The organism is Amycolatopsis sp. NPDC028719 (genome assembly GCF_055565395.1).
The window spans coordinates 104,557-118,588 of the sequence record NZ_JBVHUL010000003.1; the positions used below are offsets into that span (position 1 = coordinate 104,557).

The following is a 14,032-nucleotide window of genomic DNA, read 5'->3' on the forward strand; positions in this document are numbered from 1 at the left end:
CTCGAGGCGGGGCGAGCTGAGCCGGGGTGGGACGGGAACGCAGCGAACCCCCGGTCCGCTCGGGACCGGGGGTTCGCTGTCAGCTCAGAGCGCTACTGCTCACGCACCGCCGGAGAGCTTCTCGCGGAGCGCCGCGAGCTGCTCGTCGGAGGCGAGGGTGCCGCCGCTGCTCTTCGTGTCGGCCGGGGCCGAACCCGAGGTGTAGCTTTCCGCGCCGCTCTCGATGCCGGTCGCCGCGTCGGCCGCGGCCTCCGCGTCGGCCTCGACGGCCTTCTGGACCTGCTTCATGTGGGCCTCGTAACGAGTGTGCGCCTCGGCGTACTGGCGCTCCCACTCCTCACGCTGCTTGTCGAAGCCTTCCTGCCACTCCTGGGTGTCCGGGTCGAAGCCCTCGGGGTAGATGTAGTTCCCCTCGGTGTCGTACTCGGCAGCCATGCCGTACTGGGCCGGGTCGAACTCGGTGTCCGGCGTGACACCCTCGTTCGCCTGCTTCAGCGACAGCGAGATGCGACGGCGCTCGAGGTCGATGTCGATGACCTTGACCATGACGTCGCCGTTGACCTGGACGACCTGCTCCGGGATCTCCACGTGGCGCTCGGCCAGCTCGGAGATGTGGACCAGGCCCTCGATGCCCTCTTCGACGCGCACGAACGCACCGAACGGAACCAGCTTGGTGACCTTGCCCGGCACGATCTGGCCGATCGCGTGGGTGCGGGCGAACTGGCGCCACGGGTCTTCCTGGGTCGCCTTCAGCGACAGCGAGACGCGCTCGCGGTCCATGTCGACGTCCAGGACCTCGACCGTGACCTCCTGGCCGACCTCGACGACCTCGGACGGGTGGTCGATGTGCTTCCAGGACAGCTCGGAAACGTGCACCAGGCCGTCGACGCCACCCAGGTCCACGAAGGCACCGAAGTTGACGATGGACGACACGACGCCCTTGCGGACCTGGCCCTTGGCGAGCGCGTTGAGGAACTCGCTGCGCACCTCGGACTGCGTCTGCTCGAGGTAGGCACGGCGGGACAGGACCACGTTGTTGCGGTTCTTGTCCAGCTCGATGATCTTCGCCTCGAGCTCGCGGCCGACGTACGGCTGCAGGTCGCGGACGCGGCGCATCTCGACCAGGGACGCGGGCAGGAAGCCGCGCAGGCCGATGTCCAGGATGAGGCCGCCCTTGACGACCTCGATGACGGTGCCCTTGACGGGCTCGTCCTTCTCCTTGAGCTCCTCGATCGTGCCCCAGGCGCGCTCGTACTGCGCGCGCTTCTTGGACAGGATCAGACGGCCTTCCTTGTCCTCCTTCTGGAGAACGAGGGCTTCGACCTCATCGCCGACGGTGACAACCTCAGCCGGGTCGACATCGTGCTTGATGGAGAGCTCACGCGAGGGGATGACGCCCTCGGTCTTGTAGCCGATGTCGAGCAGGACCTCGTCGCGGTCGACCTTGACGATGGTGCCTTCGACGATGTCGCCATCGTTGAAGTACTTGATCGTCTTGTCGATAGCCGCGAGGAAATCTTCCTCCGACCCGATGTCGTTGATGGCGACCTGCGGGGCCGCGTTCGGGGCGGTCGGGGCGGTGGCGGTGTCGATGGTCATTAGGCGGGTTGCTCCGGTGGATGGGAATCGAGGGTTGGCAGTTGTCGGCGCGATGGGCACTACGGCATGCGAAGACCCTGCGAGCAAACGTCCACCAGTGAACGACCGCGGCATGACCCGCAAACGGTGCGCGACCCGAGCCCGACCAGAAGCTGAGCGGAAGGCAGCGCGAACCCACTGCGCTAACACTCATCCTACGCGGCGGCCGCTAGGCGGCACAATCAGGGTCCCCCTCGGTCGCTAAGGTCCTCGCGGAAGCAAACCGCACGCACCAGGACGCAGGGACCGGAGACCACCATCATGCCACCGGAGGAGCCGCCCGCGCCGGGGCGCCACGACGCGGCCGAGTACCGGCTGGGCACCACGGCCGTCGCCTACCGCGCCGTCGAAGGCCCCGAAGCCGCCGCCGCCAACCTCGCGTGGTGGGACGCCGACGCCGACGACTACCAGGCCGAACACGGCGGGTTCCTCGGCGACGCCGACTTCGTCTGGTGCCCGGAGGGCGTGCGCGAAGAAGACGCGCGGCTGCTCGGCGACGTCCGCGGCAAGCGCGTCCTGGAGGTCGGCTGCGGGCAGGCCGCGTGCTCGCGCTGGCTGGCGGCCCACGGCGCCCGCGCCGTGGCGACCGACCTGTCCGCCGGCATGCTGCGCCACGCCCGCGAAGGCAACGAGCGCACCGGCGCCGACGTCCCGCTCGTGCAGGCGAACGCCGAGTACCTGCCGCTGGCGTCCGGCAGCTTCGACGCGGCCTGCTCGGCCTTCGGCGCGATCCCGTTCGTGGCCTCGGTGGACGCCGTGTTCGCCGAGGTGCACCGGGTGCTGCGGCCGGGCGCGCCGTGGGTGTTCTCGGTGACCCACCCGATGCGGTGGATCTTCCCGGACGACCCCGGCCCGCAGGGGCTCACCGTCACCCAGCCGTACTTCGACCGCACGCCGTACGTCGAGGTCGACGGCGAGGGCACCGCGACCTACGTCGAGTACCACCACACCCTCGGCGACTACGTGCGCGCGCTCGCCGCGGCCGGGTTCACCCTCACCGACCTGGTCGAGCCCGAGTGGCCGGCGGGGCACACCCGGGTCTGGGGCCAGTGGAGCCCGCTGCGGGGGCGGCTCTTCCCGGGCACCGCGATCTTCCGCACGCACCGCTCGTGAACCCCCTCGAAAAGGAGCAGAACGCCCGGTTCGCCGCGCTCGACCCGCTGCTGCCGCCGATCGCCGCCCCGCCGGCGGCGAGCGAGCCGCTGGTGGTGACCGTCGGTGGACGCCGGGCGGGCGGTCTGCTGACGCACGTCGTGCACGCGCCGGGGGCGTGGCCCGCACTGTGGGGCCCGCTGGAGGTCTGGGACCTGACGGCGGTGCCGGGCGACAGCGGCGCGGCGGGCCTGGCCGCGCTACTGGGGGCCTGGCGCGAGCGGATGCGCGGGACTCGGCCCGATCCGGACTCGGGCTGCTCGCTGGCCTGGCCGAGCCGCGACGCCGAGGCATCGGCGGTCCTGCTGGCCCACGGCTTCGCGCCGATGACGTGCCTGGCGGTGCGGACCCCCGCGCCCCCCGCGGCAGAAGGGCCGTCGCGGGTGACCGTCCGCCTGGCCGGCGAGGGCGACGTCGAGGCGCTCACCGATCTGCGCGTGGCGGAGTGGCAGTACACGTCGCTGGTCGGCACCGCGGTGCCGCGGCCCGGCGCGCGGGAGCTGCTGCGCGCGGAGGTGGTCCGCTCGCTGCGCTTCAGCGGCCTGGTCTGGCTCGCGGAGGACGACGGCGTCCCGGTGGGCCTGGCCGCGTGCTTGCTGACCGCGCCCGCGCCGGGCGACGGCATCCACGGCCGGCTGATCCCGGGCCGCTGGGGGTACGTCGACACGCTGTCGGTCGCACCCGGCGCGCGGGGTGCCGGCGTCGGCCGGGCGCTGATGGCGGTGGCCCATCGCGAGCTGCTCCGGCCGGAGGGAAACGGTACGTTCCTCTTCTACCACCCGGCGAACCCGCTCTCGCCGGTGTTCTGGCACCGGCAGGGCTATCGTCCACTATGGACGATGTGGATCCGGCGCCCCGCCTGGTCCTGACCGACGCACCACCAGGGGGATCCATGGACATCGCCGAGCCGCTGCTCGCCGCCCACCGCGCGCGTTTCGCCGCGGTGGACGCCCTGCTGCCGCCCGCCGCGCCCCCGGCCGAGGGGCGCCGGCTGGACGCCGCGACCGCGGACGGCACCCGGGTCGCCGGCGTGCTGCAGCGGCACCACGCCGCGCCCGGCGACGTCACGAGGTTGTGGGCGGCCGCCGACGTCTGGCAGCTCTTCCCGTACTTCGGCGCCACCGGCACCGAAGGCGTGGACCTGCTGCTTCGCGCACTGAAGGGCGTGCTGGAGACGGAGGAGATCGGCGACGACTCGTCGTGCGTCGTCCTCTGGCCCAGCCGGGACGCCGAGGCGATCCGCGCCTTCCTCGACCACGGCCTCGTCCCGCTTTCCGCCGTCGGCGTGCGCACGGCTCCCCCGCCCGAGCCGGACCCGGCGGTCGCCGTGCGCCGCGCCGGGCCCGGCGACTTCGCCGCGGCGTTCGAACTGGCCACCGCGACGTTCGACTACACCGGGCTCGTGGCCGCGACCCGCCGGGCGAACACGGCCGAGCTGCTCGCCCCCTCGCTGCGGGACGCGCTGGCCGAGGACGAGCCGACGGTGTGGCTGGCCGAGGAGGACGGCGAGGCGCGCGCCCTCGCGCACTGCGCGTGGCTCGACGCGACGCCGGGGAGCGCGGCGGCCGAGCTGCTGCCGCCGGGACGGTGGGGGTACGTGAACAACGTGGTGACGGCGCCCGGCGAGCGCGGCGGCGGCGTCGGCCGGGCGCTGATGGCGCACGTGCACCGGGAGCTGCGCCGGGGCGGCGCCACGCGCACGTACCTCTACTACAACCCGACCAACCCGCTGGCCTCGGTGTTCTGGCACCGGCAGGGTTACCGTCCACTGTGGACCAGCTGGGAAGTGCGCCCGGCGTCGGCGCTCCGCTGAGCGAACGCCGGGTCCCGCGTTCTCCCCCGTTCGGGGTCACCAGGCAGCGTCGCGGCTCCCGGGATGCGACAGTCGGCCGCGGACCGGTGCATCACCCACGGGTGTGACGTGCGTCCGGTGATCTTGCCGCGCTCCTCCGCCAGGACTAGCTTTTGCACTGACCGGTCAGTGCAAAAAGTTCCCGACGCTGGAGTAACCGTGCAGGTCCGAGCCGATCGGGTGTCCCTCGAAGGACACCACGGCCCCTTGTTACCGCCCACCTCGCTGACCGTCGGCGAGGGCGACCTGGCGATCGTGCACGGCGAACCCGGCGTCGGTGTCACCGCGTTCGGCCTCGCGCTCGCCGGGCGGCTGAAGCCGACCACGGGCACGGTGCACGCCGAAGGAACCGACGCCGGGCTGCCCGAGCTCGTCGCGGTCGTCGACGCCCCCGGCGTCAGCGAGCCCGACGACGCGCTGGCCCTGCGCGTGGTCGTCGGCGAGGAGCTGGCGCTCGCCCACCGCCCGGCGGGCAAGGAGGACGTCGCGCGCTGGCTCGCCGCGCACGACGCCGCGCCGCTCGCGGGCACGCGGTTCGAGAACCTCGCCCCGGCCCTGCGCACCCGGCTGCTCACCGAGCTGGCCGCCGAGCGCAAGGGCGTGCGGCTGCTCGTCCTCGACACCCCCGACCGGCACACCAGCGACGTCGAAAGCTGGGCGGGTCTGGCGCGCGAGCAGGCCGAGCGCGGCCTGGCCGTCGTGGTGCTGGCCGCGACGACACCGTTGTCGGCGCTCCCCTTCCCGCCCGCGCGCCTCGGCTCGGCCGAGCAGCCCGAGCCGCGGCACCACTCCCCCGAACCCGCCCCCACCGAAGAGCTCCCCGAGAGCACTGACGGAGTCCCCGAATGAACGCCTTCCGGATCGCCCGCAACGAGCTGCGCCGCCTCTCCACCGGCACGATGCCGAAGCTCGCACTGGTCGCGCTCGTGCTGGTGCCGCTGCTCTACGCGTCCTTCTACCTCTACGCGAACTACGACCCGTACGGCCGGCTCGACAAGCTGCCCGCCGCCGTCTTCACCAGCGACGCCGGCGCGAAGGACGCCGGCGGCCAGCAGCGCAACGTCGGGCGCGAGGTGACCGACGAGCTGGTCGAGTCCGGCACCTTCCAGTGGCACGAGGTGTCCGAGCAGGAGGCCCGCGACGGCGTCCGCGACGACAAGTACTCCTTCGCCATCGGCATCCCCAGCGGCTTCTCCGCCGCACTGCTGGGCGTCGGCACCTTCCAGCCGCAGCAGGCGACGATCACGCTGACCACCAACGACGCCAACAACTACCTCTCCGGCACCATCGCGAAACAGGTGGCCGAGCAGGTGCGCAAGACGATCGCGGAGAAGGTCGGCAGTGAGGCCGCGGACCGGTTCCTGGTCGGCTTCTCGACGATCTACGCCAAGATCCAGGAGGCCTCGACCGGCGCGTCGCAGCTGGCGGACGGCGCCACCCAGCTGAAGTCGGGGCAGCAGCAGCTCGCCGACGGCGCCGCCAAGCTCGCGGACGGCTCGTCGACGCTGGCGACCGGCCTGGGCACGCTCAAGAGCAGCACCGCGGAGCTGCCGTCGCAGACGCAGAAGCTGGCCGACGGCGCTTCGCAGGTGGCGGCCGGGGACCAGAAGGTCGCCGACGCGGCGTCCCTCGCGGCCACGGCGTCGTCCGGCATCCAGGGCAAGCTCGACTCCTACCGCACCCAGCTCGTGACGGACCTGCGCGACGCCGGCGTGCCGGAGGCCCAGATCCAGGCGATCGTCGCCAAGGCCGACCAGCTGCGCTCCCCCGTCGACCAGGCGAACAGCAAGATCCAGCAGGCCAACGGCGACCTCGCGAAGCTGGCCGACGGCGCCCGGCAGGTCTCCGACGGCGCAGCCAAGCTCGCCGCCGCGTCACCGCAGCTGACCAGCGGCATCGCGCAGGCGTCGGACGGCGCGAACCAGCTGAAGGACGGCGCTTCGCAGCTCAACGACGGCGAGAAGACGGCGGTGAACGGGACGAACCAGCTCGCCGACGGCGCGGTGAAGCTGCGCGACGGGCTCGCGGCCGGCCTCCAGCAGATCCCGAACCCGGACGACCCGACCCGCAACGCGACGGCCACCACGATCGCGGACCCGGTGGCGGTGAACGCCAACGGCGAGGCGTCGGCGGGGACGTACGGCGCCGGTCTCGCGCCGTTCTTCATCTCGCTGGCCACCTGGATCGGCGCGTTCGTGCTGTTCCTGATCCTGCGGCCGCTTTCGACGCGGGCGCTGACCGCGGGCGCGGCGCCGTTCCGGGTCGCCGTCGGCGGCTGGCTGTCGTCGGCGCTGCTCGGTATCGCGCAGGTGATCGTGCTCTTCGGTGCGGTGACGTGGCTGGTGGGCATCCACATCGCGCACCCCTTGGCGGCGATCGGGTTCGCGGTGCTGGTGTCGCTGACGTTCACGTCGGTGGTGCATGCGCTCAACGCGTTCTTCGGCGCCGTCGGCAAGTTCCTCGGGCTGGTGCTGCTGGTGCTGCAGCTGGTCAGCGCGGGCGGGACGTTCCCGTGGCAGACCATCCCGGACGCGCTGTACCCGCTGCACGTGGTGCTGCCGATGGGCTACGCGATCGACGGCTTCCGGCACCTCTTCTACAGTGGCGCCACCGTGCAGATCCTGGGTGACATCGGCGTGCTGCTGGCGTACCTGGCCGGCGGGATCCTGGTGTCCACCCTGGCCGCGCGCAAGCGTCGCGTGTGGACGGTGTCGGCGCTCAAGCCCGAGCTGAGCCTGTGAGCGGCGGGACGAAGCAGAAGCTCTTCGAGGCCACCTTGCGGCTCTCGAAGAGCCGGGGCCTGGTCGGGCTGACGGTCGACGACATCGCCGCCGAAGCCGGCGTCGCGAAGGGCACGGTCTACTACAACTTCGGCTCGAAGGACGGCCTGGTCGACGGGCTCCTGCGCTACGGGGTGGACATGCTCGCTCTTCGGCTGCGCGCCGCGGTTTCGGATGCGGATCCGCTCGACGTGATCGAGGCGCAGGTCGACACGACGCTGGAGTTCATCGCGAGCTATCCGGGGTTTTCGCAGATCCTCGTGAGCGAGCTGTGGCGGACACCGGGCCAGTGGCACGGCACGCTTTCCCTGCTGCGCGAGGAGATCATCTCCATCGTGAAGCAGCAGTTGTCACGGTTGGAGGAGGCCGGCCGACTGCCGGAAGGGGTACAGATCCCGACGGCGGCGGCCGGGCTGTTCGGCACGATGCTGGTGGTGGCGCTCGACTGGCAGGTGTTCGGGCCGCAGCGGACGCGGGCCGAGGTGCGGGAAGCGGTGATGGTGCTGATCCGCGGCCTCGGCCGCCGCTGACGCCGGTCTCGCGGCACCCTCCGCGATTCCTGCGGGCGCCGGGTTCGAGGCCGGCCGCCGCTCGGAGGCCCGCGGGGGCGCCCCCGTTTTCCACGCTACCGCCTGGCACCGACAGTTCCCGGTCTCCGATGCAGTGAATGACTCATTGCTGGCGTCCGACGCAAGGAATGAGTCATTCACTGCGTTCGGGCGGCCGGGCGAGCAGGCGGGCGGCCGGCCGGGCAGGCAGACGGGTGACCGGGCGGGCAGAGCCGTCAGCAGCGGTCTTCGATGCTAGCCAAGGGCGGAGCCGTCAGCCGCGGTCTTCGATGCGGGCCCGGACCGCCGCCGCGTACGTGTCGACCGCCGTGGCTGCCGCCGTCAGCTCGCAGGGGCCGTCGATCAGCAGCCTCTTCGCCGGGGTGTACGCCTGCTCCAGCTCCGGATCGCCCGCCAAGCCGTGCTCGCGCGCGAGCTCGTTGTCCGCAGTCAGGCGGGCTCGCAGTTCCTCGCGGCGGGCGACCAGTCCGTCGAGCACCGCGCGCTGGCGGCGGCCGTCCTCGACCGCCGGGGCTACCGCGTGCTCGTGTCCGCCGATGTGCTTCTCGACCCACTCCGCGTCGCCGTCGACCTCGGCCGAACGCAGCTGCTTCAGCGCGCCGCGCAGCCGCTGGGCCCGGGCCGGCAGCATCGCGACGCCGGTGAACCGGGTCGCCACGCGCAGCTGGTACGCCTCGATCTCGGCGAGCTCCTCGACGGACTGGGTCAGTACGTCGAGCCGGCCCGCGAGGTCCTCGGGCGCCGGGCGGGCCCCGAGGGTGCTCGCCTGCACCGCCGCGACGCCGGGCGAGGACTCCTCCCGGAACCCCAGCAGCAAGCGGATGCCGAGTTCGGCCGCGCGGCCGGCGAGCGGCGCCAGCACCTCGCCGACGAGCCGGTCGGGTTCCGCGGAGTCGTCGATCGCGTCGATGACGAGCGTGCGCCCCGCGACCCCCGTCGTGAGCCGGTCTTCGATGCGGTGGCGGATGGCGTCGGCGGTGCGGCCGGTGGCGTCGACGGCGAGGTCGACGCTGCCCGCCGGCGGCATCTCGCCGAGCGCGGGCGGCAGGCCGGGCACGCCGAGCGAACGTTCGCGGTCGGCGAGGACGATCCCGAACCGCAGCGCCGCGGCTACCGGCGAGCCGGCTTCGCCGGTGTCGACGACCCAGACGGTGCCGGGCTCGGCCTTGCCGAACCAGTCGGCGACGCGCTGCACGAAGGACACGTCGACGGCCTCGCCGACGGGCCGCGAGAAGCTCGCGTCGACGGCCGGACTGCCCGAGGTCCAGATGCTCAGCTGCGGCAGGTGCCCCAGCATGGTCTCGACCGGGATCATCCAGGTGCCGGTGTCCTTGCCGACGACCACGCCGACGACGTGACCGGTCGCCTCGTCGAGCACCGCCGTGCCCCCGAAGCCGGGGCCGAGCGGTTCGGCTTCGGCGGTGCGGAAGAGGCGGACCCACTCGCCGCCGGCGCTGCCGGGGTGCTCGGGGCCGCCGAGCCGGGCGTGGGTCCAGCGGCCGACCGACCCCGGCGGGAAGCCGAAGGCGCGCACGAGCTGGTGCTCGCCGAGCGGCATGCGGTGCAGCGGCGCGCGGAAGACGCGGGATTCGGGGCGGTCGAGCCGCAGCACGGCGAGGTCGCCGCGGCCGCCTCCGTCGGAGGGCACCCAGCAGCCTTCGACGACGGTGGCCGTGCCGGGCATCGCCTCGGCCAAGCCGACGAAGTCGACGCTCAGCGCCGAGCGTGGTCCCCCGGCGGTTTCGACGACGTGCGCGCTCGTGAGGACGTGGTATTCGTCCAGCACCGTGCCCGCGCCGCACACCCGGCCGAGTTCGTCGTGCAGCCGGACCCGCCAGCGTCGTCGCTCACGCTCGAACCCCATTCGGCGGACCCTACGCCGTGATCGTCGCGCCGCGGGCGCCGACCTCCCTACCCAGCGGTAATGGCTCGACCGAACGGAGTCCGGCGTTCGTCGCAATGCCAACGGTTTCCGCGCGCGGATGACCGAACGGGCTTCCGGGGAGACCGCTCAGCGGGACCGTGGCGCCGTCCGGCGGTCTGCCCGAAAGCGCACCCGACACTGCACCGCCTCACCCGTCAGACCCGGCCGAAGACCGCGCTTCCCGGCGCCGCGGGGTCGTCGCCCGCCCAGAACTCGTACCAGTGGCCCGTGAACTCGTCGTGGGACAGGCGGCCGTCGCCGTCGGTGTCCAGGAGGGCGAACACCTCGGCCGTCGGGGTGCCGGGGCCGCTCCAGGCCTCGATCATCCGGCCGTACTCCGCCGCCGAGATCGTGCCGTCGCCGTTTTCGTCCACCGCTTCGAACATCGCCGCCGCGGTGCCGGTGACGGCGCCCGGCGTCTTCGGGAGCTCGTCGACGACGCCGAGGACCTCGTCGAGGGTGACCTTGCCGTCACGGTCGCGGTCGGACGCGTCGCGCAGCGTCGCCCACCAGCCCATCATGATCATGGTGAGCTTCTGCCCCTCAGGGGTGCTGCCGTCGGTGCCGCGGAGGTCGAGCCATCTCGCCGTCAGGGCCCGGAAGTCGGACTCGGTGAGGTAGCCGTCGTCGTCGGCGTCCATGGCGCCGAAGATGCCGGAGATCTTGCGCCGCTGGAATTCGCTGGCCATGTGCTGGTCCTTCCGGCCGGGCTCGGCTGGGCTGTTCGGGCCACCCAGCTTGGTCCGGATGACCGGCACCCGACGACGTCCGCCCAGGTACTTCTGCGCCACGACCCGGTGGTCCGGGCCGTGGCGCAGAGTGACACCCGCTGGACGGGTCCGGGTGGCGAAGCCCCCGGATGTCCCAGAGGTCAGTGCGCGGCTTCGTTCCAGGACCGGCCGTAGCCGACCGAGACCTCCAGGGGCACGGCCAGCTCGTAGGCCGACCCCATGCCGTGGCGCACGAGCTTCTCCAGCTCCTCGCGCTCCCCTTCGGCGACCTCGAGCACCAGTTCGTCGTGCACCTGCAGCAGGATCCGGCTCTTCAGCTTCGCCTCGACCAGCGCGCGGTGGACGTTGAGCATGGCGACCTTGATGATGTCGGCCGCGCTGCCCTGGATCGGGGCGTTCAGCGCCATCCGCTCGGCCATCTCGCGGCGCTGGCGGTTGTCGCTGTTGAGGTCCGGCAGGTAGCGGCGGCGGCCGAAGACCGTCTCGGTGTACCCGTTCTTCGCCGCGACGCCGACGACCGAGTGGAGGTAGTCGCGCACCCCGCCGAAGCGGTCGAAGTACGCCTCCATCTGGGACTTGGCGTCCTCGGTCGAGATCCGCAGCTGCTGCGAGAGGCCGTACGCCGAGAGCCCGTACGCGAGGCCGTACGACATCGCCTTGACGCGGTAGCGCAGCTCCGGCGTGATCTCCTCCGGCGGCATCGAGAACGCCCGCGACGCGACGAACGTGTGCAGGTCCTCGCCGGAGTTGAACGCCTCGATGAGGCCCTCGTCCTGGGAGAGATGCGCCATGATCCGCATTTCGATCTGGCTGTAGTCCGCGGTCATCAGCTCGGTGAAGCCCTCGCCGACCACGAACGCGTCGCGGATGCGGCGGCCTTCTTCGGTGCGGACCGGGATGTTCTGCAGGTTCGGCTCGGTCGAGGACAGCCGCCCGGTGGCCGCGATGGTCTGCAGCAGCGTCGTGTGGATGCGCCCGTCGTCGGCGACGGACTTGATCAGGCCCTCGACGGTCGTGCGCAGCTTCGTCGCGTCCCGGTGCTCCAGCATGTGCTGCAGGAACGGGTGTTCGGTCTTCTCGAACAGGCCCTGCAGCGCCTCGGCGTCGGTCGTGTAGCCGGTCTTGGTGCGCTTGGTCTTCGGCATGCCGAGCTCGTCGAACAGCACGACCTGCAGCTGCTTCGGCGAGCCGAGGTTGATCTGCTTGCCGATGACCGCGTACGCCTCCTCCGCCGCCTGCGTGACGCGGGAGAGGTAGTGCGCCTCGAGCGTGGTCAGCTGCTCCAGGTCGACGGCGACACCGGCGATCTCCAGCTCGGTGATCACCTCGAGCAGCGGCAGCTCCAGCTCGGCGAGCAGCCGGGCGCCGCCGATCTGCTCGAGCTCCTTGTCGAGCGCGCCGGCCAGCTCGAAGATCGCGCGGGCCTTGACCAGCTCCTCTTGGATCTCCTTCTGCTCCAGGCCTTCCGCGCCGCCGTCGAGCAGGGACAGCTGCCCGTCGCCGCCGTCGGTCTCCGAGCGCAGCTCGCGGTGCAGGTAGCGCAGCGCGAGGTCGTCGAGCTCGAACGTGCGCTGCCCGGGCCGCACCAGGTACGCGGCCAGCGCGGTGTCCATGGCCAGGCCGTTCAGCACCCAGCCGCGCGAGCGGATCGCGTGCAGCGGGACCTTGAGGTCGTGGCCGGTCTTGCGGATCTTCGGGTCGGCGAACCACGCGGCGAGCGCCGCGTCGTCGGCCTGGTCCATCGCCGTCACGTCGACGTACGCGCCTTCGCCGTCGGCCGAGGCGAAGGCGACCGCGCGCAGGTCGGAGCGGACCGACGTGCCGACGGCGCGGAAGGCCAGCGCCACCGGCTCGCCCTCGCCCGCGTGCGCCGCGAGCCACGCCGGGAGCGCGCCGGGGGCCAGCGCGCTACCCGAGACCTCGAAGCCTTCGTCGGCCTCCGGCTCGGCGCTCTGCAGCGTCGCGAACAGCCTGTCACGCAGGACGCGGAACTCCAGCTCGTCGAACAGCGCGTGGACCGCCTCGCGGTCCCACGGGCGCAGCTCCAGCGCGGCCGGGCCGATCTCCAGCTCGACGTCGCGGATCAGCTCGGTGAGCTGCCGGTTCAGCTGGACCGAGCTGAGGTGCGCCCTGAGGGCCTCCCCGGCTTTGCCTTTTACTTCGTCGACGCGGTCGATCAGGTCGTCGAGCGAGCCGAACTGCTTGATCCACTTGGCCGCGGTCTTCTCGCCGACACCGGGGATGTTCGGCAGGTTGTCCGAGGGGTCGCCGCGCAGCGCCGCGAAGTCCGGGTACTGCCGCGGGGTGAGCCCGTACTTCTCCTCGACGGCGTCCGGCGTGAACCGGGTCATCTCCGAGACGCCGCGCTTCGGGTACAGCACGGTGACGTGGTCGGTGACCAGCTGCAGCGCGTCGCGGTCGCCGGTGCAGATGAGGACGTCGAAGTCCAGGGCCGTGGCCTGCGTGGTGAGCGTGGCGATGATGTCGTCGGCTTCGAAGTTCTCCTTCGTCAGCGACGGGATGCCGAGCACGTCGAGCACCTCCCGCACCAGGTCGACCTGGCCGCGGAACTCGTCCGGGGTCGTGCTGCGGTTCGCCTTGTAGTCGGCGAAGGTCTCCGACCGGAACGTCTTGCGCGAGAGGTCGAACGCCACCGCGAGGTGGGTCGGCGCTTCGTCGCGCAGGAGGTTGATGAGCATCGAGGTGAACCCGAAGACCGCGTTCGTGACCTGCCCGGTCTTGGTCTTGAAGTTCTCCGCGGGCAGCGCGAAAAAGGCGCGGTAGGCCATCGAATGGCCGTCGATCAGCAGCAGCTTCGGCCGCTCGGCGACACCGGTCGTTCCTGTGGCGTTGGCAACGGTCGTCTTCTCACTCGGGCTCACGGAGCCGAGTCTAGGCTGAGGGTCCGACACTCCTACGTGTCGCATAGGAACAGGAGCTTTGCGTGACCGAACGTGCCGCCCCCCTCGACGTGGACCGGCTGTCGGGCATCGACCCGGCCGCCGCGGACCAGCAGCTGAACGACAAGGTCGGCATGAAGCTCCTGGAAGCGACCGCCGAACGCGTGGTCGGCACGATCCCGGTCGAGGGCAACCTCCAGCCGTACGGCCTGCTGCACGGCGGCGCCAACGCCGTGCTCGCCGAAGCGCTGGGCTCGACGGTCGCCGCGCTGAACGCGGGCCCGGACCGCGCGGCGATGGGGCTGGAACTGTCGTGCACGCACCACCGGGCCGTCCGCTCGGGCACCGTCACCGGCGTCGCGACGCCGCTGCACGTCGGCCGCGGCACCATCACCGCGGAGATCGTGCTGACCGACGACGAAGGCCGGCGCACCTGCACCGCCCGGCTCACCTGCGTCGTCCGGGACCGCCCGCCGGGCGCCTGAG

Annotated in this window: 11 protein-coding genes; 7 read left to right on the forward strand and 4 right to left on the reverse strand. The window is 72.0% G+C overall.

All coding sequences use genetic code 11. The annotated features are described in order from the left end of the window. Window positions 1–99: 99 nt before the first annotated feature. Window positions 100–1,599, reverse strand: coding sequence for a 30S ribosomal protein S1 (rpsA, locus tag ACZ4TR_RS14250; RefSeq protein ID WP_364511420.1), 1,500 nt, complete (start codon window positions 1,597–1,599; stop codon window positions 100–102). A gap of 300 nt (window positions 1,600–1,899) precedes the next feature. Here rpsA and ACZ4TR_RS14255 point away from each other — a divergent pair, with 300 nt between their 5' ends. From ACZ4TR_RS14255 to ACZ4TR_RS14280, 6 genes are all read left to right on the forward strand, one after another. After that, the gene (locus ACZ4TR_RS14255; RefSeq protein WP_465287447.1) at window positions 1,900–2,751 is read left to right on the forward strand and encodes a class I SAM-dependent methyltransferase; all 852 of its coding nucleotides are present in this window, start codon (window positions 1,900–1,902) and stop codon (window positions 2,749–2,751) included. After that, window positions 2,748–3,659, forward strand: a complete 912-nt coding sequence (locus tag ACZ4TR_RS14260; RefSeq protein ID WP_465287448.1) for a GNAT family N-acetyltransferase — start codon at window positions 2,748–2,750, stop codon at window positions 3,657–3,659. The genes ACZ4TR_RS14255 and ACZ4TR_RS14260 overlap by 4 nt, the downstream gene beginning before the upstream one ends. Before the next feature lie 23 nt (window positions 3,660–3,682). Then, entirely contained in the window at window positions 3,683–4,603 is a 921-nt protein-coding gene (locus ACZ4TR_RS14265) for a GNAT family N-acetyltransferase (protein ID WP_465287449.1), read from the forward strand. 198 nt (window positions 4,604–4,801) lie between these two features. After that, window positions 4,802–5,491: an ABC transporter ATP-binding protein gene (locus tag ACZ4TR_RS14270; RefSeq protein ID WP_465287450.1), complete on the forward strand. Its 690-nt coding sequence runs from the start codon at window positions 4,802–4,804 to the stop codon at window positions 5,489–5,491. Next, a complete protein-coding gene (locus ACZ4TR_RS14275) occupies window positions 5,488–7,383 on the forward strand; it encodes a YhgE/Pip family protein (protein ID WP_465287451.1) in 1,896 nt (631 codons plus the stop codon). The genes ACZ4TR_RS14270 and ACZ4TR_RS14275 overlap by 4 nt, the downstream gene beginning before the upstream one ends. Further along, window positions 7,380–7,952, forward strand: a complete 573-nt coding sequence (locus tag ACZ4TR_RS14280) for a TetR/AcrR family transcriptional regulator (protein ID WP_465287452.1) — start codon at window positions 7,380–7,382, stop codon at window positions 7,950–7,952. Before ACZ4TR_RS14275 ends, ACZ4TR_RS14280 begins: the two co-directional genes overlap by 4 nt. 292 nt (window positions 7,953–8,244) lie before the next feature. Here ACZ4TR_RS14280 and ACZ4TR_RS14285 read toward each other — a convergent pair whose 3' ends face one another. The 3 genes from ACZ4TR_RS14285 to polA form a co-directional block, all read right to left on the reverse strand. Next, window positions 8,245–9,855 carry a trypsin-like peptidase domain-containing protein gene (locus tag ACZ4TR_RS14285; RefSeq protein ID WP_465287454.1) on the reverse strand — a complete coding sequence of 537 codons (1,611 nt, stop codon included), beginning with the start codon at window positions 9,853–9,855 and terminating at the stop codon, window positions 8,245–8,247. Window positions 9,856–10,070: 215 nt separating this feature from the next. Next, window positions 10,071–10,604 carry an EF-hand domain-containing protein gene (locus ACZ4TR_RS14290; protein ID WP_465287455.1) on the reverse strand — a complete coding sequence of 178 codons (534 nt, stop codon included), beginning with the start codon at window positions 10,602–10,604 and terminating at the stop codon, window positions 10,071–10,073. Between the two features lie 182 nt (window positions 10,605–10,786). Further along, the gene (gene polA, locus ACZ4TR_RS14295; protein WP_465287456.1) at window positions 10,787–13,528 is read right to left on the reverse strand and encodes a DNA polymerase I; all 2,742 of its coding nucleotides are present in this window, start codon (window positions 13,526–13,528) and stop codon (window positions 10,787–10,789) included. A gap of 62 nt (window positions 13,529–13,590) precedes the next feature. Between polA and ACZ4TR_RS14300 the strand changes: the two genes are divergently transcribed. Then, a complete protein-coding gene (locus ACZ4TR_RS14300; protein ID WP_364511392.1) occupies window positions 13,591–14,031 on the forward strand; it encodes a PaaI family thioesterase in 441 nt (146 codons plus the stop codon). Window position 14,032 lies beyond the last annotated feature (1 nt).